This is a genomic window from Curtobacterium sp. RIT-PI-V (assembly GCF_025642935.1).
Classification (GTDB): Bacteria; Actinomycetota; Actinomycetes; order Actinomycetales; family Microbacteriaceae; genus Curtobacterium.
Window position 1 is genome coordinate 1 of record NZ_JANZKM010000007.1, and the last position, 19,621, is coordinate 19,621.

At 69.3% G+C, this 19,621-nt stretch carries 17 protein-coding genes; 8 read left to right on the plus strand and 9 right to left on the minus strand.

All coding sequences use genetic code 11. The features are described 5' to 3' along the window. Positions 1-312: 312 nt before the first annotated feature. A complete protein-coding gene (gene trpD / locus OGL88_RS06540) occupies positions 313-1,368 on the minus strand; it encodes an anthranilate phosphoribosyltransferase (protein ID WP_263090693.1) in 1,056 nt (351 codons plus the stop codon). 70 nt (positions 1,369-1,438) lie between these two features. On the opposite strand from trpD, the gene ctaE reads away from it, so the two are divergent. From ctaE to OGL88_RS06565, 5 genes are all read left to right on the plus strand, one after another. Next, the gene (gene ctaE, locus OGL88_RS06545; RefSeq protein ID WP_111084027.1) at positions 1,439-2,077 is read left to right on the plus strand and encodes an aa3-type cytochrome oxidase subunit III; all 639 of its coding nucleotides are present in this window, start codon (positions 1,439-1,441) and stop codon (positions 2,075-2,077) included. A 21-nt stretch (positions 2,078-2,098) separates the two neighbouring features. Beyond that, positions 2,099-2,908: a cytochrome bc1 complex diheme cytochrome c subunit gene (gene qcrC / locus OGL88_RS06550; protein WP_123294420.1), complete on the plus strand. Its 810-nt coding sequence runs from the start codon at positions 2,099-2,101 to the stop codon at positions 2,906-2,908. Positions 2,909-2,941: 33 nt separating this feature from the next. Then, complete coding sequence (gene qcrA, locus OGL88_RS06555) at positions 2,942-4,006, plus strand: cytochrome bc1 complex Rieske iron-sulfur subunit (RefSeq protein ID WP_111084029.1); 1,065 nt, start codon at positions 2,942-2,944, stop codon at positions 4,004-4,006. Beyond that, positions 4,006-5,694, plus strand: a complete 1,689-nt coding sequence (gene qcrB, locus OGL88_RS06560) for a cytochrome bc1 complex cytochrome b subunit (RefSeq protein WP_131880102.1) — start codon at positions 4,006-4,008, stop codon at positions 5,692-5,694. The genes qcrA and qcrB overlap by 1 nt, the downstream gene beginning before the upstream one ends. 163 nt (positions 5,695-5,857) lie before the next feature. Continuing rightward, positions 5,858-6,817 (plus strand): phosphodiesterase, encoded by a 960-nt coding sequence (locus OGL88_RS06565; RefSeq protein ID WP_263090696.1) that lies wholly within the window; start codon positions 5,858-5,860, stop codon positions 6,815-6,817. A 566-nt stretch (positions 6,818-7,383) separates the two neighbouring features. On the opposite strand, the gene OGL88_RS06570 is transcribed toward OGL88_RS06565, so the two are convergent. The 4 genes from OGL88_RS06570 to OGL88_RS06585 all read right to left on the minus strand — a co-directional run bounded on the left by OGL88_RS06570 (position 7,384) and on the right by OGL88_RS06585 (position 11,582). Beyond that, positions 7,384-8,937: a stealth conserved region 3 domain-containing protein gene (locus OGL88_RS06570; protein WP_263090697.1), complete on the minus strand. Its 1,554-nt coding sequence runs from the start codon at positions 8,935-8,937 to the stop codon at positions 7,384-7,386. A gap of 97 nt (positions 8,938-9,034) precedes the next feature. After that, positions 9,035-9,469: a DUF6804 family protein gene (locus tag OGL88_RS06575; protein WP_263090698.1), complete on the minus strand. Its 435-nt coding sequence runs from the start codon at positions 9,467-9,469 to the stop codon at positions 9,035-9,037. Further along, the gene (locus OGL88_RS06580) at positions 9,469-10,053 is read right to left on the minus strand and encodes a GDSL-type esterase/lipase family protein (protein WP_263090699.1); all 585 of its coding nucleotides are present in this window, start codon (positions 10,051-10,053) and stop codon (positions 9,469-9,471) included. The genes OGL88_RS06575 and OGL88_RS06580 overlap by 1 nt, the downstream gene beginning before the upstream one ends. Continuing rightward, positions 10,050-11,582 carry an SDR family oxidoreductase gene (locus tag OGL88_RS06585; protein ID WP_263090700.1) on the minus strand — a complete coding sequence of 511 codons (1,533 nt, stop codon included), beginning with the start codon at positions 11,580-11,582 and terminating at the stop codon, positions 10,050-10,052. Before OGL88_RS06585 ends, OGL88_RS06580 begins: the two co-directional genes overlap by 4 nt. A 43-nt stretch (positions 11,583-11,625) precedes the next feature. On the opposite strand from OGL88_RS06585, the gene deoC reads away from it, so the two are divergent. The 3 genes from deoC (at position 11,626) to OGL88_RS06600 (ending at position 14,070) form a co-directional block, all read left to right on the plus strand. Further along, positions 11,626-12,357 carry a deoxyribose-phosphate aldolase gene (gene deoC / locus OGL88_RS06590; protein ID WP_263090701.1) on the plus strand — a complete coding sequence of 244 codons (732 nt, stop codon included), beginning with the start codon at positions 11,626-11,628 and terminating at the stop codon, positions 12,355-12,357. Positions 12,358-12,494: 137 nt separating this feature from the next. Beyond that, complete coding sequence (locus OGL88_RS06595; protein WP_263090702.1) at positions 12,495-13,448, plus strand: ROK family protein; 954 nt, start codon at positions 12,495-12,497, stop codon at positions 13,446-13,448. Positions 13,449-13,518: 70 nt separating this feature from the next. Further along, positions 13,519-14,070, plus strand: coding sequence for a type IV toxin-antitoxin system AbiEi family antitoxin (locus OGL88_RS06600; RefSeq protein WP_263090703.1), 552 nt, complete (start codon positions 13,519-13,521; stop codon positions 14,068-14,070). An 18-nt stretch (positions 14,071-14,088) separates the two neighbouring features. Here OGL88_RS06600 and OGL88_RS06605 read toward each other — a convergent pair whose 3' ends face one another. From OGL88_RS06605 to secD, 4 genes are all read right to left on the minus strand, one after another. Continuing rightward, a complete protein-coding gene (locus OGL88_RS06605; RefSeq protein WP_228505676.1) occupies positions 14,089-16,413 on the minus strand; it encodes a RelA/SpoT family protein in 2,325 nt (774 codons plus the stop codon). A gap of 69 nt (positions 16,414-16,482) precedes the next feature. Next, complete coding sequence (locus tag OGL88_RS06610) at positions 16,483-16,830, minus strand: rhodanese-like domain-containing protein (protein ID WP_123292814.1); 348 nt, start codon at positions 16,828-16,830, stop codon at positions 16,483-16,485. Then, the gene (gene secF, locus OGL88_RS06615; protein WP_263090704.1) at positions 16,830-17,843 is read right to left on the minus strand and encodes a protein translocase subunit SecF; all 1,014 of its coding nucleotides are present in this window, start codon (positions 17,841-17,843) and stop codon (positions 16,830-16,832) included. The genes OGL88_RS06610 and secF overlap by 1 nt, the downstream gene beginning before the upstream one ends. Next, positions 17,843-19,594: a protein translocase subunit SecD gene (secD, locus tag OGL88_RS06620; protein WP_205462429.1), complete on the minus strand. Its 1,752-nt coding sequence runs from the start codon at positions 19,592-19,594 to the stop codon at positions 17,843-17,845. The genes secF and secD overlap by 1 nt, the downstream gene beginning before the upstream one ends. Positions 19,595-19,621: the final 27 nt, after the last annotated feature.

The window sequence follows — 19,621 nt, forward strand, 5'->3', positions numbered from 1 at the left end:
TGCAGCGGTGACCGCCGGGTGCGCGCTTGGGGCGCCGCACCGAGCCGTCAGGCTCGCACCGGGTGACGCACCGCGCACGGTGCGGCTCGCGCGGAAGCGGCGCGGGACTGCGGACCGCGCACGGTGCGGACTGGAGGCGCGGGGCGGACCCGCAGCGGGCCTCCCGTCTGGCACGGGGTTGCCGGCACTGCACGGTGCGGGTTCGTTCGCCGGGTGCAGCGGTGACCGCCGGGTGCGCGCTTGGGGCGCCGCACCGAGCCGTCAGGCTCGCACCGGGTGACGCACCGCGCACGGTGCGCGGGGCGGCGCGGACTACGCGGCGGGAGCTTCGCCGACCCAATCAGCCAGCTTGCGGGTGCCGGCGCCGGAGTCGATCGCCTCGGCCGCGACCGCGAGCTGCTCGCGGAAGCGCTGCAGGATCGGCCGGTCGGACTCGGCCGGGTCCTGCGCCAGACGGAACGAGACCAGGCCCGCTGCGGCGTTGAGCAGCACGATGTCGCGTACCGGGCCGGTCTCCCCCGACAGCACGCGGTGCACGACGCCGGCGTTGTGCTCGGGGTCGCCGCCGAGGAGGTCCTCGGTGCGTGCGCGGGCAATGCCGAGGTCGCGCGGGTCGAGGTCGTGCTCGATGACCCGACCGCCGGTGACCTCCCAGATGTGGCTGTGGCCGGTGGTGGTGAGCTCGTCGAGGCCGTCGTCCCCGCGGAACACCAGGGCGGTCGCACCGCGGGTCTGGAACACGCCCGTGATGATCGGCACGAGTTCGAGCTGCGCGACACCGACGGCGTTCGCTTCGCACCGTGCGGGGTTGACGAGCGGCCCGAGGAAGTTGAACACCGTGGGCACGCCGATCTCGCGGCGAACCGGCCCGGCGTGCGCGAAGCCCGGGTGGAAGGCGTTGGCGAACGCGAAGGTCAGTCCGACACGCCGGAAGGTGTCCGCGACACGCGCGGCGTCCATCGTGAGATCGAGGCCGAGTGCGGCGAGCACGTCGCTCGAACCGGACTTCGACGAGCTCGCCTTGTTGCCGTGCTTCACGACGGGGACCCCGGCGGCGGCGATGACGATCGCCGCCATGGTCGAGACGTTCACCGTGCCGACGACGTCGCCACCCGTCCCGACGATGTCCAACGCCATCGGGTCGACGTCCAGCGGAACGGCGGCGTCGAGGATCGCGTCGCGGAACCCGACCACCTCGTCCACGGTCTCGCCCTTCGCGCGGAGCGTCACGGCGAACGCGGCGATCTGTGCCTGGGTGGCGCGCCCGTGCACGATCTCCTCCATGGCCCATGTGGATTGCCTGATCGTCAGGTCCTCGCGCGCCATGAGCGCGCTGATCACTGCAGGCCAAGAGAGTGCGTCAGGCATGGCTCGATCGTAGTGAATTCGAGTGACCCGCCAGTCTCCTGCGAAAACACTGTCTGGGGTTTCGGCCATAATGGAGGACGTGACTAGCACCCCTCTCTCCAGATCCGCCAGCGGTCCGGCCCTGAACAGGCCGAACGCCGTTGCCGTGGGGACGATCGTGTGGCTGGGCAGCGAGGTCATGTTCTTCGCCGGCCTGTTCGCGATCTACTTCACGCTGCGCAGCACGTCCCCCGAGCTGTGGGCGGCCGAAACCTCCAAGCTCGAGGTGCCGTTCGCCTCGGTGAACACGATCATCCTGGTGCTGTCCAGCTTCGCGTGCCAGTTCGCCGTGTTCGCTGCAGAGCGTTTCCAGGTGCACCGCACGAGCTGGAACCCGCGCCACTGGGGCATGACGGAGTGGTTCTTCGTCACCTACGCGATGGGCGCGATCTTCGTCTGCGGCCAGATCTTCGAGTACGCCAACCTCTGGCACGAAGGCGTCACGCTCTCCTCCAGCGCCTACGGCTCGGCCTTCTACATGACGACCGGGTTCCACGGCCTCCACGTCACGGGCGGCCTCATCGCCTTCCTGCTGACGCTCGGCCGCGGCTTCGCCGCGAAGAACTTCGGTCACAAGGAAGCGACCACCGCCATCGTCGTGTCGTACTACTGGCACTTCGTCGACGTCGTGTGGATCTTCCTCTTCGCCGTCATCTACCTTCTCAAGTAGGAACTGGACACCCCCGAGCACATGTTCAACAGAACCAAGACCAAGAAGGGCCGCCGTTCACCGATGGCGACCGTCTCGCTCATCGTCGTGGGCCTCATGACCACCGGCGGTGCGTACGCGCTCTTCAGCTCCACGGCCAACGCCGACGACAGCACGAGCACCGTCGCGGCGACCAGCCAGTCGAAGGTGAACGAGGGCCAGAAGCTCTTCGCCTCGAACTGCGCGACCTGCCACGGCCTCTCCGCCCAGGGCACGAGCGAGGGTCCGTCCCTCATCGGTGTCGGCGCCGCCTCGGTCGACTTCCAGGTCGGCACCGGCCGCATGCCGATGGCCGCCCAGGGTCCGCAGGCCGAAGAGAAGCCCGCGCAGTTCACCGACGAGCAGGTCGACGCCCTAGCCGAGTACGTCGCCTCGCTGGGCCCCGGCCCGGCCGTCCCGTCCACCGAACTCACCAACGGTGAGGACGGCGACGCGGCCGAGGGTGCCGAGCTCTTCCGCATCAACTGCGCCATGTGCCACAACGTGGCGGGTGCCGGCGGTGCCCTGACCGAGGGCAAGTACGCCCCGAACCTGTCGACGGTCTCCGGTAAGCACATCTACGAGGCGATGCAGACCGGCCCGCAGAACATGCCCGTCTTCAACGACCTGAACCTCACGCCGGAGCAGAAGGCCGACATCATCACGTACCTCAAGTACGTGCAGGACAACAAGTCGCCCGGCGGGTTCGCACTCGGCTCCCTGGGCCCGGTGGCCGAGGGCCTGTTCATCTGGATCTTCGGACTCGGCGCGGTCGTCGCGATGACCGTCTGGCTGACCGCGAAGTCCAACTGATCGTCCGTGTCGAACGACACTGAAGGGAACACCATGGCAGAGCACGACGACGAGACGCTGAACTCGTCCTCGGCTGTCGAGAAGCACGGCACGACCACCTCCCCCGGGATCGCGGTGCTGCCCACCGACCCGTTCGAGAACCCGGGTGAGCCGCCGCACCGCGCGCGCCGCACCGACGTCGACCCGAAGAAGCAGCGCCTGGCCGAGCGTCAGGTCGCGACCTTCTTCTACCTCTCGATCGTCGGCAGCGTCCTCTCGATCGCGGCCTACGTCGCGTTCCCGATCGACTCGAACGACTTCGGGACGGTCCGCACCGCGAACCTCTTCCTCGGCCTCTCGATCGCCCTCGCGCTCATCGCGCTGGGTCTCGGTGCGGTCTACTGGTCGAAGTCGCTCGTCGTCGACCGCGAGATCACCGAGCTCCGCCACGGCACCCGCGGCACGGACGCGACGCGCGCCAAGGCCGTCGAGGCCTTCCAGCTGGCCGACAAGGAGTCGGGATTCAGCCGTCGCAAGCTGATCCGCAACTCGATGATCGGTGCGCTGGCCGCGTTCCCGCTGCCGGGCATCGTCCTGGTCCGCGACCTCGCTCCGGCCGAGGACCCGAACGAGCTCCTGCGCCACACCTTCTGGAAGCAGGGCCTGCGCCTGACGAAGGACCCGACGGGTCTGCCGATCAAGGCCTCGGACGTGACCATCGGTTCGGTGTTCCACGTCATCCCGGACGGCATGCTCGACTCCGAGCACATGCTGGAGGAGAAGGCCAAGGCCTCCGTCCTCCTCATGCGTCTCGACCCGAAGGACCTCAACCCGTCCAAGGGCCACGAGAACTGGGGCTACGACGGCATCGTCGCGTACTCCAAGATCTGCACCCACGTCGGATGCCCGGTCGCGCTCTACGAGCAGCAGACGCACCACCTGCTGTGCCCGTGCCACCAGTCCACCTTCGATGTCTCGAACAACTGCGAGGTCATCTTCGGTCCGGCCGCACGCCCCCTCCCCCAACTTCCTATCGCGATCGACGACGACGGCTACCTGGTTGCCCAGAGCGACTTCCACGAGCCGGTCGGACCGTCCTTCTGGGAGCGTGAACGCTGATGACCAGCACCCCCACCACCACGGCACCGAGCAGCACGGCGAACAAGCCGGCTCCGGAGCGCGGATCCCGCATCATCGGCGGGGTCGCCAACTACATCGACGAGCGCACCAGCATCTCGGGGCTCGTCAAGGAAGTCGGCCGGAAGATCTTCCCGGACCACTGGAGCTTCATGCTCGGCGAGGTGGCGCTGTACAGCTTCGTCGTCGTCCTGCTCTCCGGCACGTTCCTGACGTTCTTCTTCCAGGCCTCCATGGCCGAGGTCGTCTACAACGGCTCGTACGTCCCGCTCAAGGGCGTCGAGATGTCGACGGCGCTGCAGTCCACGCTGGACATCTCGTTCGACATCCGCGGCGGGCTCTTCGTCCGCCAGGTCCACCACTGGGCAGCCCTGCTGTTCGTGGCGTCGATCATGCTGCACATGGCCCGCGTGTTCTTCACCGGTGCCTTCCGCAAGCCGCGTGAGCTCAACTGGGTCTTCGGCTTCCTGCTCTGGGTCCTCGCCATGGGTGAGGGCTTCACCGGCTACTCGCTCCCCGACGACCTGCTCTCCGGAAACGGTCTGCGGATCATCGTCGGCATGATCGAGGGCGTCCCGGTGATCGGCGTCTGGATCGCCTACCTGCTCTTCGGTGGCGAGTTCCCGGGCACCGACATCGTCGGCCGCCTCTACACGCTGCACATCCTTCTGCTGCCGGCGATCCTCGTCGCGGTGCTCGGTGTCCACCTCGTGCTCGTCGTGATCAACAAGCACACGCAGTTCGCCGGCCCGGGCAAGACCAACGACAACGTCGTCGGTGTCCCGATCCTCCCGGCGTTCGCTGCCAAGGCCGGTGGGTTCTTCTTCATCGTCGCGGGCATCATCGCCCTCATCGCGTCGATGTTCACGATCAACCCGATCTGGAACTACGGCCCGTACGACCCCTCGCCGGTCTCCGCCGGTACCCAACCCGACTGGTACATCGGCTTCGCCGACGGCGCACTGCGTCTGGTGCCGCCGCACTGGGAGGTCGTGTGGTTCGGCTACACGGTGTCGTTCAACATCCTGGCGCCCATCGCGGTCCTGGTGCTGCTCATCCTCGCGATCCTGCTGTACCCGTTCCTCGAGTCGTGGATCACCGGCGACAAGCGCGAGCACCACATCCTGGACCGCCCGCGCAACGCCCCGACCCGTACGGCGATCGGTGCCGCCGGCATCACGCTCTACGCCAGCCTCTGGGCTGCGGCGTCGTCGGACATCATCGCGACCCACTTCCTGGTGTCGATCGAACACGTGATCCACGTGATCCAGGCCACGACGGTCCTCGGCCCGTTCGTCGCCTTCTGGATCACGAAGCGTGTCTGCCTCGCACTCCAGAAGAAGGACCGCGAGATCGTCCTGCACGGCTACGAGTCCGGTCGCATCGTCCGACTCCCCCACGGTGAGTACATCGAGGTGCACGAGCAGCTCGACGAGTACGAGCGTTGGAAGCTGCTGCAGTTCAACGAGTACAAGCCGCTCATGATCCGCCCGAACGCCAAGGGGCAGATCACCGTGGTCCAGAAGGCCCGTGCGAGCGTCTCCCGCTTCTTCTTCGAAGACCGCATCGAGCCGGTCTCGAAGGCCGAGCTCGAGGCAGCGCACGCCGCCCACCACGGCCCGGACCTCGAGGGCAGCCACCAGGCCCCGCAGGTCGAGGAAAAGCACTAAGCACGACGACAGGAACCCCCGCCACCACGTGGCGGGGGTTTCTTCGTGCGATGGGCGAAACGCCGCCCCCAGTTCACGGCTGGTTCACCGACACGTGCTGGACTCGTCCAGGACGGTGTGGCAACGTGTTGCACCACGCATCCGCCAACGGAATGAGACCCCGATGGACAGCCGGACGGCCGAACACCCCAGGCCGAACCACTTCCTCCTCCACCTCAGCGACACCCACCTCGTCTCCGGCGACGGCGATCTGTACGGCGGGGTCGACTCCGCCGCCCGGCTCACCGAGATCGTCGCGGACATCGAGGCATCAGGCACCCGGCCCGAAGCGATCGTCGTCACCGGCGACGTGGCCGACAAGGGCGAATCGGGTGCCTACGCCCGCGTCCGCGAAATCGTCGAGCCGGCTGCCCGCCGGATCGGTGCCCAGGTGATCTGGGCGATGGGCAACCACGACGAGCGCGGCGCGTTCCGTCAGGAGCTCTTCGGGCTGCACCCCACCGACCGTCCGGTCGACTTCGTCTACGACGTCAACGGTCTCCGGGTGATCACCCTCGACACGAGCGTCCCGGGCCACCACCACGGCGAGGTCTCCCCCGAGCAGCTCGACTGGCTGGCCGAGGTCCTGTCCGAGGCTGCGCCGCACGGCACGATCCTGGCCATGCACCACCCGCCGGTGCCGAGCGTCCAGGACCTGACCGTCCTCGTCGAGCTCCGCGACCAGCAGGCCCTGGCCGAGGTCGTCGAGGGCAGTGACGTCCTGTCCATCATCGCCGGACACCTGCACTACTCGACGAGCGCGGTCTTCGCGGGCATCCCCGTGTCGGTCGCCAGTGCCACCTGCTACACGCAGGACCTCACCGAGTTCCAGGGCGGTACGCGCGGGCGGGACGGCGCGCAGTCGTTCAACCTGGTGCACGTCTACGGCCACAACGTCGTGCACTCGGTCGTCCCCATCGGTCACTACTCCACGGTCGGCGAACCGGTGTCGGCCGTCGAGACCGAGGCCCGACTCGCAGCGCACGGGGTCACGATCCCGCCCGCGGTCGAGCCGGCTCCGGTGACCTCGAGCATCCCGGTCTTCACGCTCGACTCGGTGCCGGTCTCCCCCGTGCACCGGTAGGCCGCGCACGTCGAGTGCAGTAGAGGTCGGGTCCGTCATGCGGGCCCGACCTCTTCTGCACAGCAAGTGTGGGCGCGTGGTCACGACTCCCCGCCGCGCCGGGGCCGAGTGGTCACGTGCCGTCGCCCGGCGATGCTTTTGGCGACGGATTGCAACCACTCGCCGGATTGCCGACGGGGTGTCGTGACCGACCGCGAGCGTGGCACCGGCCTGGACCGGCCTGGACCTGCCTGGACCTGCCTGGACCGGCCGGGGCGGTGGAGCGGTCGCCTGTCGGCCGGGAGGCCCGTGGCGGCCTGGCCACGAGCCTCCCGGCGCGCGAGATGGTCGCGACACACCGCCGGTGCCGCGTCGCGTGGTCACGATCCGTCGACTGCGGGCGGCGCAAGCGACGGTCTGTGACCGCTCGGCGTGTAGGTGGCGGGCAGTCGCGACCGGTCGGCGCGCGATTGCGTCCGAACCGCGTGGCTCGATCCCGGCGCCGGGCTCGCCCGGAGCGCGTGGCCGGGCTTCGGCGCCGGGCTCGCGGGCTCGCCCGGAGCGCGCCGGCAGGACGCTGGCGCGTCCTAAGCGCCGGCGCGCTCCCACGGCGCGGGGAAGGGGAAGTAGCGCTCGAGGAAGTCGGTCACGCGCTGCGTCCGCTCCTCGTCGCTGACCTCGGGGAAACTGCCGTCGTTCAGGCAGAAGAAGTCCGCGTTCCGCTTCTTGAGCAGCTCGTCGAGCGACCGCAGCCCGGACTGCATCGTGGTGTCGATGTAGCGGACGTCCGCGTTCTCCTGCACGATCGCCCGACCCGTGAGCAACGAGTAGTAGTGGTAGAGCGAGTTGGTCACCGAGATGTTCTCGGCAGCACGGAAGCGCGACGCCGCCGTGGCACGGAACTCGTCGGCGAACTCGTGCTCCATCTCCGTCATGATCGAGGACCGGAGCGGGGTCGGCGCGTGCTCGAGGTGCCGCGTCGTGACCGCGCCGAACCGCTGCTGCAACAGGCGACGATTGACCCGCGCGGAGTTCTCGAACCCGCTACGCGCGGCGTTGTTCACGCCGAGGCCGATGCGGGTGGTTGCGAGGATGAACTTCGACACCGACCCCGGGCTGAAGAACACCGAGGGGTCGACGGTGCGGCCGAAGAACATGTCGTCGTTCGAGTAGATGAAGTGCTCGCTGATGCCCGGGATGTGGTGCAGCTGCGACTCGACGGCCTGCGAGTTGTGCGTCGGCAGCACGGACGGGTCGGCGAAGAACTCCTCGCTGCGCACGATGCGGACCTTGGGGTGGTCGGCGAGCCAGTGCGGTGCGGGTGAGTCGGTGGCGATGTAGATCTGGCGGATCCACGGTGCGAAGGTGTGCACCGAGCGGAGTGCGTACTTGAGCTCGTCGATCTGGCGGAACCGTGCGGGGGCGTCGTCGCCCTCGCCGAGGACGGCCGTCGCCTGCGCTGCCTGGCGTGCGCGCTGGTACTCGATGGCGTTGCCGTCGACCCACGAGAAGACGATGTCGATCGGGAACCGGATGTCGGAGACGTGGTCGTCGAACATGTGCTCGACGGTGCGCCAGGTGCGGCCGTAGCGCTCGATGTCGACGAGCACGAACTCGTCGACCGGCAGGCTGCGGCGCATCAGGGCGTTCTCGACGGGGGCGAGCACCTCGGTGTCGGTGAGCCGCCAGAACTCGAGTTGCACGCTCGTCTCGGCGCCGTAGCGCAGACGACCGAGGGGCTCGAGACGCGGGCGGAAGACGCGCAACACCGGCTCGTCGACCGGCCCGAGGCCGTCGTCCTGCACGAGCACGGCCGGTTCGCCCGGCGGCTTCGCGTAGAACGGCTCGTTGACGGCGGCGGCCATGACGGCGCTCTCCGCACGCTGTCGGTCGCGCTCGTCGATCGCGATGACCGGACGCTCGTCGTTGCCGCGGATGAGCAGGTGGTCGACGTCGGCCTCGGTCAACGCGTCGTCGAGGAACAACAGGTCCTCGATCATCGACTGCTGCGGCGTCAGGTGGCCGTTGAGCAGTGTCAGGCGCCCCTTGCGGACGACGACGTCGGGCCGGTCGAGACCGCCGGAGGACGGTCGAGGGTTCAGCAGAGGACTCTCGGTCACCGGCTCGGTCTCGTCGTTCATCCATGCCCTTCGGATCGTGCTGCCGGGTCCTGTACCCGACCCTGCGATCCTACCGTCCGCCCGCCAGCTCGGTTCTGCAGGCGGTCGCCGGCGCCGGTCAGGAGGCCCGGGGTGCGTCCGCCTCGCGCGGCACCTTGACGGCGATGCCCACCACGATGAACAGGGCGGCAACCAGGATCTGCAGCGCGGCCCACACCTGGCCGGGGATCGGCACCGTGACCAGGGGGTTCCAGCAGACGGCGACGGCGGCCATCAGCACGGCGGCCCACCACGTCTTCCCACGCACCGCGAAGACGAGCACGATGAGGGACAGCACCGTGATGCCCCAGCGGGCGAAGACGAACCCGGACGAGTCGATGATCGCCACGCAGGCGAGCAGGACGATCGCGGCGATGAGCGACGGGGCGAGTGCCGGCCGGGTGAACCCCGGCGTGGCCCGGGTGTTCGTCGTCCCCGCGGTCGGTCGGACCGGTGCGGCGGGCACACCGTTCTGCGACGACCCCACCGGGGGCCGTCCCTTGCGGGCAGCCATCAGGCGGGGGCCTCGTCGAGGTCGATGGCCGTGAAGGACCGGGACATCGGAGGCAGGCCCCGCACACGCTCGAGCGCGGGGACCAGCTCGCCGAGGTAGGCCCGGTAGCCGTCGTCGGTGAGGTGCAGGCCGTCGTCGGTGAAGCGGTCGTCGAGGTGGTCGCCGTCGGCCAGCGCGGGCCAGGCGTCGAGGTACTGCGCGTGGCAGGTGGCGACGAACTGGCGGAGGTGCCGGTTCGCCTCCTCGATCTTCGTCGTGTACTCGGACTGGCGGGGCAGGACGGAGACGAGCAGCAGGCGGACACCGGGCAGCTCGCGCCGCAGGGTGACGAGGATCGTCTCGACGTTGCGGACGACGTGTTCGGCGCTCGCGCGGTGGTTGCCGAAGTCGTTCGTGCCGATCAGCAGCACGATCACCTCGGGCTGCTCGGCGACGACCGCGTCGAGCCGCGCGAGCACGCCGTCCGTCGTGTCACCGCTGATGCCCTGGTTCAGGGTCTGCTCGTCGGGGAGCCAGCTGTCCCACGACCCCTGGGCCGTGATGCTGTCCCCCAGGAACAGGACGGGACTGCGTTCCTCGGTCATGCTGCCTCCTCGTTCGCCGGTTCCGGACTCCCATTGTGCTGGGTCCGGTTGCGCTGCGTCGACTCGGTGTTGTCCGACTCGCGCTCGGCGGCGGCGGTGATGCGCTCGACCATGCCGGGGAAGATGATCCCGTGGAAGGGCAGGATCCCGTACCAGTACAGCCGGCCGGGCAGCCCCTGCGGGAAGTAGATCGCCCGCTGGTGGTAGTCGCTCCCACCCTCGGGGTTCGGGGTGACGGTCATCTCGAGCCAGGCACGCCCGGGTGACTTGAACTCGGCGCGGAGCCGCAGGTAGTGACCTCGCTCGAGGCGTTCGACGCGCCACCAGTCGAGGGCGTCACCCTGCTCGAGTCGGTCCTGGTCGCGACGGCCACGGCTCAGCCCGACGCCGCCGGCGACCTTGTCCATCCAGCCGCGTGCGACCCAGGCCAGCGGGAACGAGTACCAGCCGTTCTCGCCGCCGATCGACTCGACGACGCGCCAGACGTCCTCCGCCGAGGCGGTCGAGTGGCGCTTCCGGTCGTCGACGTAGACGGTGTGACCGGCCCAGTCCGGGTCGGTCGGCATCGGGTCGGCCGAGGCGCTCGACAGGGTGGCGCTCCGCCAGCTCGTCGTCACCTCGCCGGAGCGCATCTTGTTCAGGGCCAGCCGGACGGCGCGGCGGTACGACGTGAGCCCACCCTCGGGCTGCGGTACGACGTCGTCGATGTCGTGCTCGCGCTGGACGCACTCGAACTGCAGCGACTCGATGATCGGGGTCGCGAGCTTGCGCGGGATCGGGGTGACGGCGTTGAACCAGTGCGCGGCGAGGCGCGGGGTGAGCACCGGCAGGACCGTGATCGGGCGCTGCCGCAGCTTCGCCTCGACCGCGTAGCCGTTGAGCATCTGCCCGTAGCGCAGGACGTCCGGGCCGCCGATGTCGAAGGTGCGGTTGACGTCGGCGGGGACGTCGAGCGCCGCGACCAGGTAGTACAGGACGTCGCGCACGGCGATCGGCTGGATGCGGTTGCGCACCCAGCGCGGAGCCGGCATCCACGGCAGGACGTCGGTCACGTGCCGGATCATCTCGAACGAGGTGCTGCCGGAACCGATGACGACGCCGGCCTGGTAGGCGACCGTCGGTACGCCGGAGCCGAGCAGGATCTCCCCCACCTCCTTCCGGCTGCGCAGGTGCTTCGACAGGTCGCCGTCGGGGTGCAGACCGCCCAGGTAGACGAACCTGCTGACACCGGCGTGCTTCGCCTCGTGCGCCATCGTCTCCGCCGCCTGCCGTTCCGCGGACTCGAAGTCGCCGTCGGCACCCATCGCGTGGGCGAGGTAGTACACGGCCTCGACGCCGTCGACCGCGGCGCGGACCGCGTCGGCGTCCTGCAGGTCTCCTTCGGCGACGTCGACGTCGCTGCTCCACGGGACGTCCTGGAGCTTCCGGGGGTTGCGCACGAACACGCGCACGGAGTGTCCGGCTTCGAGGAGACGGGGGACGAGACGACCGCCGATGTACCCGGTGGCGCCGGTGACGAGGACCTGCATGCCCGGAACGCTACGCGGCGCGCCTGACGGGTAGGCTTGTCGGGTGGACAACGCAGCCTTCCCCGTCACCACCGATGCCGTCCGCGGCCTCATCGACCACGCGATCCTGAAGCCCGAGCTCACCCGCTCGGACGTCGACGCCCAGCTCGACGAAGCCGCTGCGTACCGGGTCTTCAGCGTGTGCGTCCGGCCCAGTGACGTGGCGTACGCCGTCCGGCGTCTCCAGGGCACCGGCGTCGGCGTCGGGACGGTCATCGGCTTCCCGCACGGCACCACGTCCACCGCGGCCAAGGTCGCCGAGTTACTGCAGGCCCTCGCCGACGGTGCCTTCGAGCTCGACATGGTGCAGAACATCGGCGCCGCGAAGTCCGGCGACTGGGAGCGGGTCGAGCAGGACGTCCGCGCCGTCGTCGACGCCGCCGGGTCCACCGTCGTCAAGGTGATCCTCGAGACCGCGTTCCTGACCGACGACGAGATCGTCGCAGCCTCGCGTGCCGCGCAGTCCGCCGGTGCCGCGTTCGTGAAGACCTCCACCGGGTTCGCCGGCGGCGGGGCGACGACCGAGCACATCGCACTGATGCGCCGCACGGTCGGTGCCGACACGGGCGTCAAGGCCTCGGGCGGTGTCCGCGGGCTCGACACCCTGCTCGAGATGGTGGACGCCGGGGCCAACCGCATCGGCACGAGTGCGTCCGCGCGCATCCTCGACGAGGTCGCGCACCGCATCGAGACCGGCGCCGCGTCGTCGCAGGGCGACGACACCAGCTCATACTGACCCACCGCGACACGACCTGATCCACCGCACGACGACCTGACCCGACCGACCCACCACCTGCCAGGCCGGGGCCCACCGGACGCGACGCCGCGTCCGGCAGCCGCCCCGTGCCTCCAGACCGCCGCATCGGAGCGCGCATGTCCAGCACCGCACCCCAGTCCCCCGCCCTCGCACTCGCCGTCGACCTCGGCGGCACCAAGGTCGAGGCCGCCCTCGTCACCGACCAGGGCGTCGTCCTGCCGGGCACGCGCTTCCGGAGCCCCACCGGGCCGCAGCGCACGTCCGACGAGCTGCAGGCCGCCGTCGACGAGGTCGTGACGAGCGCGCTCGCCACGGTCCCGACCGACGCGACCCTGGTCGGCGTCGGGGCCGGCTCGGCCGGCCCCGTCGACGAGGAGCACGGCCTCGTCTCCCCGCTCAACATGCCGGTGTGGCGCGGCCATCCGCTGCGCGACCGCATCGCCGCACTCGTGCCCGAGGGCGTGCCGGTCACGCTACGCATGGACGGCCTGGCGATCACGCTGGCCGAGCACTGGGTCGGTGCGGCGCAGGGGTACGACCACGTCATGGGCATGATCGTGTCGACGGGCGTCGGCGGAGGTCTCATCCTGCACGGCCGCACCGTCAGCGGCCCGACGGGCAACGCCGGGCACATCGGGCACGTGGAGTGCGGCGGCTACGACGACCCGTGCGCCTGCGGCGGCACCGGCTGCCTCGAGGCGATCGCCAGCGGCCCGAAGACCGTCGCCTGGGCGCAGCGCCAAGGCTTCGACGGATCCACCGGCGAAGAACTGTCGGCGGCGTACGCGGCCGGCGACGAGATCGCGGTCGCCGCGGTCAAGCGCAGCGGCCGGGCGCTCGGGCAGGCGATCGCAGCGGCGACGAGCCTCGTCGACCTCGAGGTCGTGGCGATCGGCGGCGGGTTCTCCCACGTCACGCCGGACCTGTTCGAGTACGCACGCGAAGCAGTGGCGGAGCGCGTCGAGTTCGGGTTCGTGACGAAGGTGCGCATCGTGCCGACGGCGCTGTCGCAGGACGGCCCGCTCATCGGCGCCGCTGCACTCGTGCACCGCGCCGACGTCCTGCGCTGAGCGGCGCCGATGTGCCCGGCCTCTCCACAGGGGGTGTCGGCCGGGTGTCGCGGTCCGGCAGGATGACTGAGTGCCCGGTTCCCGTCTCCTGACCACGGAGGACTGGCCCGAAGCGGAACTGCGCGCAGCGGTGCTCGCTGGCGAGCTGGTGCCCGTCGGGCCGTGCTGGGCCTCCCCCGCGACGCCGCAGGACCCGGCGCTGCGCGCGACCGCCGCATCGTGGGTCTTCGGCGACGCGCGGCTCGTCGCGTCCGGCCGGACCGCTGCGTGGATCTGGGGCGCGGCGTCGCGGCCACCGGACCCGATCGAGGCGAGCGTCCCGCCGCAGCTGCGCATCGCGGTCGGGCCGGGCCTGCACCTGCGCGAGGTCGCGCTCCTGCCCGTCGACGTGGTCCGGTTGGGGGCGGCGCAGACCGTCGTGACGACGCCGGCGCGCACCGCCGTCGACCTGCTCCGCACACCGGGTGACTGGGACCCGGAGTGGGCAGCAGCCGTCGACGGGCTGCTGACGATCGGAGCGGTGTCCGTCGACGAGCTGCACGCGCGCCTGAGCGACCTCGGGACCATCCCGATGGCGCGGCAGGCAGAACGACGGCTGCGCGGCCTGCTCAGCGCGCGCTGACGCGTGCGCGGACCCCGCTCAGCCCGCGCTGACGCGGTAGACGTCGTAGACGGCGTCGATGCGTCGAACCGCGTTCAGCACCCGGTCGAGGTGGATGGTGTCACCCATCTCGAACACGAACCGACTGAGCGCCAACCGGTCGGACGAGGTCGAGACCGTCGCCGACAGGATGTTGACGTGGTGGTCGGTGAGCACCCGGGTGACGTCGCTGAGCAGCCCCGACCGGTCGAGCGCCTCGATCTGGATCTGCACGAGGAACACCGACTTCGACGACGGGGCCCACTCGACCTCGATCATCCGGTCGGGCTCGTTCATCAGGGACTTGACGTTCGTGCACGACGACTGGTGCACCGAGACACCCTGCCCGCGGGTGATGAAGCCGACGATCTGGTCGCCCGGCACCGGGGTGCAGCACTTCGCGAGCTTCACCAGGATGTCCGGCGCACCACGCACCAGCACCCCGCTGTCGCTCGTGCGCAGCTGACGGCTCGTGACCTGGCGCGGGAACGTGAGCTCCGGCTCGTCGGTCTCCGTGTCGCTCTGGACGCTGCCCAGGACCTTCTCGATGACGGACTGCGTCGAGACGTGCCCTTCGCCGACCGCGGCGTACAGGGCCGAGACGTCGTCGTACCGCATCGACGAGGCGACCTCGGCGATGGTGTCCTGGCTCATGATCCGCTGGAGCGGCAGGTTCTGCTTGCGCACGGCGCGGGCGATGGCGTCGCGACCTTGCTCGATCGCCTCTTCGCGGCGCTCCTTGGTGAACCACTGCTTGATCTTGTTGCGCGCCCGCGGGCTCTTGACGAACTTCAGCCAATCCTGCGAGGGGCCGGAGTCGGGGTTCTTCGACGTGAAGATCTCGACGACGTCACCGCTCGACAGCGAGCTCTCGAGCGGGACGAGGCGACCGTTGACCTTGGCACCCATGGTGCGGTGTCCGACCTCGGTGTGCACGGCGTACGCGAAGTCCACGGGGGTGGCGCCGGCGGGCAGGCCGATGACCTTGCCCTGCGGCGTGAAGACGTAGGTCTCCTTCGCGCCGATCTCGTAGCGGAGCGAGTCGAGGAACTCCCCCGGGTCGCTCGTCTCGGCCTGCCAGTCGGTGATGTGGGCGAGCCACGCCATGTCCTGGTCGTCGGTGGTCGACGAGGTCCCGACGTCGCGGCCGGCGGCACGCTGCTTGTACTTCCAGTGCGCCGCGACACCGAACTCGGCGCGCTGGTGCATCTCGTGCGTGCGGATCTGGATCTCGACGGGTCGCCCCTGCGGCCCGAGCACACTGGTGTGCAGTGACTGGTAGAGATTGAACTTCGGCGTCGCGATGTAGTCCTTGAAACGCCCGGGCAGCGGCGTCCACCGCGCGTGCACCGAACCGAGCATGGCGTAGCAGTCGCGCACCGTCGGCACCAGCACCCGGATGCCGACGAGGTCGTAGATCTCGTCGAACTCGCGACCCCGCACGATCATCTTCTGGTAGATCGAGTAGTACTGCTTCGGCCGACCCATGACCTCACCGCGGACCTTCGCGGCCTTCAGGTCCTTCTTGAGCGTGCCGATGACGTTCTGCACGAACTGCTCGCGCTTCGGCTGGCGTTCCTTGACCAGGCTGTCGATCTCGACGTAGAGCTTCGGGTGCAGGACCGCGAACGACAGGTCCTCGAGCTCGAGCTTGATCATCTGGATGCCGAGCCGGTGCGCGAGGGGCGCGTAGATCTCGAGCGTCTCCTTCGCCTTGCGGGTGGCGGAGGTGGACTCGACGAAGCCCCAGGTGCGGGCGTTGTGCAGCCGGTCGGCGAGCTTGATGACCAGCACCCGGATGTCCTTCGACATCGCGATGACCATCTTGCGGACGGTCTCGGCCTGGGCGCTGTCGCCGTACTTGACCTTGTCGAGCTTCGTGACGCCGTCGACGAGCATGGCGATCTCGTCGCCGAAGTCGACCTGCAGCTGGTCGAGCTGGTAGTCGGTGTCCTCGACCGTGTCGTGGAGCAACGCGGCGGCGATGGTGATCGGTCCGATGCCGAGGTCGGCCAGGATCTGTGCGACCGCGACGGGGTGCGTGATGTACGGCTCGCCGGACTTGCGCTTCTGGCCGTCGTGCGCGCGCTCGGCGACGGAGTACGCGCGCTCGATGAGCGTGACGTCGGCCTTGGGGTGGTGCGAGCGCACCGTGCGGATCAGGGTGTCCACGGCGCCGGCCGGCTGGGCGCGGGAGAACAGGCGCGGCAGCAGCGAGCGGAGCGACCCGAGGTTGCCCGTCGTGTTCGGCCCGAGTGGGCTGGTCGGCCGCTGGGCGGAGCCGGGGCGGCTCGGTGCGGACGGCTCTTCGCGGGTGTCCGTCATGATGCGCCTCCCAGGACTCGGTCCGAGAACTCGATCCGAGCTCGATCCGCCAACACTACGCGCGTCCGGTCAGTGCTCGTGACCCGGTTCGCCCTGGGCGTCGCGGACCACCGGGGCGCCGGACTGCTCCCAGGCGACCATGCCGCCGGTCAGGTTGACCGCGGAGACACCGGACTGCTCGAGGGCCGCGACCACCCGGGCCGAACGGGCACCCGAGTGGCACACGATGATCGCCGGCTCGTCGCCGCCGTCGATCTCCTGCCAGCGGTTCACCAGCTCGGACATCGGCACGAGCGTGGCCTCGGGAGCGTGGACCTCGTCCCACTCCCCCTGCTCACGGACGTCGAACAGCCGCGACCCCGACTCCAGCCGACGACGCGCCTCGGCGACGTCGACCTCGGTGATCTCGATCGGCATCAGGCGGTCGCCTTCGCGTCGGCGTCGGCGTCGACCTCGCGCTGGCGCTTCTCGGCCGCCTGGGTCTTCTTGGCGTCGGCCTGCTTGATCTTCGGCTCGTTCTCGCGCAGGTGCGCGTACATCGGCGAGGCGATGAAGATCGTCGAGTAGGTGCCGACGATGATGCCGATGAACAGTGCGAGCGAGATGTCGCGGAGCGTGCCGGCACCGAGCACGTACGACCCGATGAACAGGATCGCCGCGACCGGCAGCAGCGCCACGACCGAGGTGTTGATCGACCGGACGAGCGTCTGGTTCACCGCGAGGTTCACCGACTGCTTGAACGTGCGGATCGACTCCTGCGCCGTGTTCTCACGCACCTTGTCGAACACCACCACGGTGTCGTAGAGCGAGTACCCGAGGATCGTGAGGAAGCCGATCACCGCCGCGGGCGTGACCTCGAGCCCGACGATGCCGTAGACACCGGCCGTGATCAACAGGTCGTGCAGCAGCGCGGCCATCGCGGAGAGCGACATCTTCCAGGTCCGGAAGTACAGCGTCATGAACACGGCGGCCAGGGCGAGGAAGATCACCAGACCGCGGATCGCCTGGGCGAGCACGTCGGCGCCCCACGTGGCGCCGATGAACGTCGCCGCGACCTGGCTCTCCGGCACGTCGTAGGCCTTCGCCAAGGCGTCCTGCACCTCGGTCGTCTGCCGGTCGGTGAGCTGGCCGGTCTGCACGCGGATGCCGTGAGTGCCGAGCTGGGAGACGCGCGGGATCTCGTCCGAGACGACCCGCTCGACGGTGTCCGTCGCGATGCTCTGGTCGGTGTTCTCGACGTCCGACAGGGTGAACTCGGAACCACCGGTGAACTCGATGCCGAGCTGGTACCCGCCGCGCAGCCACGGGGTGACGAGCGAGATCACGATCATGACGAGCGCGATGAGGTACCAGGTCTTGCGTCGCCCGATGATGTCGTACGACCGCTTGCCCGTGTAGAGGTCGCTGCCGAACTGGCTGAAGCTGGCCATCAGTCGTCCTTCCCGTCCGGCGTCGAGCCGTTGTCGCCGGAGGCCTGCTGGGCCTTCCGTTCCGCGATCGTCTGTCGGCGCTGCGCCTCACCGGCACTGCGCTGGCGCTTGCCGTCCACCACGGGGGCGCGGAACTGCGCACGCCCCTTGTAGACCGCACCGAGCGCCGCCGGGTCGAGCCCGCTGAACCTGTGCCCGTCGCCGAAGAACCGGCTGCGGGAGATGAGCTGCATCATCGGGTGCGTGAACAGCGCGACCACCACGATGTCGATCAACGTCGTCAGGAGCAGCGTGAACGCGAAGCCCTTCACGTCGGCGACCGCGAGCACGTACAGGGTGACGGCGGCGAGGAAGTTCACCGCGTCGGACGCCAGGATCGTGCGGAGCGCGCGCTTCCAGCCGGACTCGACCGCACTCTCGAGGGCGCGACCGTCGCGGAGTTCGTCACGGATTCGTTCGAAGTAGACGATGAACGAGTCCGCTGTGATGCCGATCGCGACGATCAGGCCCGCCACACCCGCCAACGACAGGCGGTAGTCGACCCGCCACGACATGATCGCGATGACCAGGTAGGTCAGGACCGCTGCGACCCCGAGTGAGAGCACGGTGACGAACGCGAGCGCCCGGTACTGGATGACGGAGTAGATGATCACCAGGCCGAGGCCGATCAGACCCGCGACGAGACCACCGATGAGCTGCGCGGTGCCGAGCGTCGCCGAGATGTTCTCGTTCGACTGCACCTGGAAGTTGATCGGCAGCGCACCGTACTTGAGCTGGTCGGCGAGCGTCTTCGACGACTCGGCCGTGAACGAGCCGGTGATCTGCGCCTTGCCGTTGGTGATGGCGGAGTTCGTGGACGGGGCAGTGATGACCGAGCCGTCCAGCACGATCGCGAACTGGTTCTGCGGCGCCTGCAGCGAGACGAGGCGGTTCGTGACGGTGCGGAAGTCCTTCGTGCCCTGGCCGTCGAAGGTCAGGTTGACGGCCCACTGGCCCGTCGACGTGCCCTGCGAGTCGGTGGCGAGACCCGAGGTGGCGTTGCTGATGTTCGCACCGGAGACCTCGACCGGGCCGAGGATGTACTTCGACGCACCGTCGGCGTCACACGTGACGAGGGGCTCGTCGTCCGGCGCCGTGGTCACGTCGTCCGGAGCCGCGCAGTTGTAGTTGGTGTACAGGTCCTGCAGCGCCGGGGTGATCCAGTTGACGTCGCTGGCGTTCGTCGGCTTCGCGCTGGGCGTCGCCGCGAGCGAGGCCGGCGGCGAGTAGGGCGTCGGCGAGGCGGTGGACTTGCCGTCGTCACCGACGGCGGAGTTCGTCGCGGCCTCGGTGAAGAGCACCGGGCGGAAGGTCAACTTGGCGGCTGCCTCGATGCGGTCGATCGTGGCCTTGTCGGGCCGACCGGGGATCGACACGACGATGTTGTTCGCACCCTGCGTGTTGATCTCGGTCTCGGAGACGCCGGTGGCGTTGATGCGCTGGCGGATGATCTCCACCGCCTGGTCGAGTTGCTGCTTGGTCACCGACCCGCCCTCGGTGTTCTGCGCCGCCAGGGTCAGCTGCGTGCCACCCTGCAGGTCCAGTGCGAGCTCGGGGACCCAGCTCGCGCCCTGGTACCACTTGTCCGTGTCGTCCTTCGAGCTGCCGGCGAGGATCGACGCGGCGGTGTTCAGGCCGGCGAGGATCGCCATCAGGATCACCAACCAGGTGAGCGAGCGCAGCGCCTTCTTGACGGGTGTCGATCGTGCCACCGGTCGTCTCGTCTTTCTGTTCAGGAC

What these genes read in the sequence shown, in the direction of transcription:
- OGL88_RS06580 (WP_263090699.1), bottom strand. Translation starts at nt 10,053, where the DNA reads ATGACCGAGGAACGCAGTCCCGTCCTGTTCCTGGGGGACAGCATCACG.
- OGL88_RS06585 (WP_263090700.1), bottom strand. Translation starts at nt 11,582, where the DNA reads ATGCAGGTCCTCGTCACCGGCGCCACCGGGTACATCGGCGGTCGTCTC.
- qcrC (WP_123294420.1), top strand. Translation starts at nt 2,099, where the DNA reads ATGTTCAACAGAACCAAGACCAAGAAGGGCCGCCGTTCACCGATGGCG.
- secF (WP_263090704.1), bottom strand. Translation starts at nt 17,843, where the DNA reads ATGGCCAGCTTCAGCCAGTTCGGCAGCGACCTCTACACGGGCAAGCGG.
- OGL88_RS06610 (WP_123292814.1), bottom strand. Translation starts at nt 16,830, where the DNA reads ATGCCGATCGAGATCACCGAGGTCGACGTCGCCGAGGCGCGTCGTCGG.
- OGL88_RS06575 (WP_263090698.1), bottom strand. Translation starts at nt 9,469, where the DNA reads ATGGCTGCCCGCAAGGGACGGCCCCCGGTGGGGTCGTCGCAGAACGGT.
- OGL88_RS06565 (WP_263090696.1), top strand. Translation starts at nt 5,858, where the DNA reads ATGGACAGCCGGACGGCCGAACACCCCAGGCCGAACCACTTCCTCCTC.
- OGL88_RS06595 (WP_263090702.1), top strand. Translation starts at nt 12,495, where the DNA reads ATGTCCAGCACCGCACCCCAGTCCCCCGCCCTCGCACTCGCCGTCGAC.
- qcrB (WP_131880102.1), top strand. Translation starts at nt 4,006, where the DNA reads ATGACCAGCACCCCCACCACCACGGCACCGAGCAGCACGGCGAACAAG.
- qcrA (WP_111084029.1), top strand. Translation starts at nt 2,942, where the DNA reads ATGGCAGAGCACGACGACGAGACGCTGAACTCGTCCTCGGCTGTCGAG.
- OGL88_RS06605 (WP_228505676.1), bottom strand. Translation starts at nt 16,413, where the DNA reads ATGACGGACACCCGCGAAGAGCCGTCCGCACCGAGCCGCCCCGGCTCC.
- OGL88_RS06570 (WP_263090697.1), bottom strand. Translation starts at nt 8,937, where the DNA reads ATGAACGACGAGACCGAGCCGGTGACCGAGAGTCCTCTGCTGAACCCT.
- trpD (WP_263090693.1), bottom strand. Translation starts at nt 1,368, where the DNA reads ATGCCTGACGCACTCTCTTGGCCTGCAGTGATCAGCGCGCTCATGGCG.
- ctaE (WP_111084027.1), top strand. Translation starts at nt 1,439, where the DNA reads ATGGAGGACGTGACTAGCACCCCTCTCTCCAGATCCGCCAGCGGTCCG.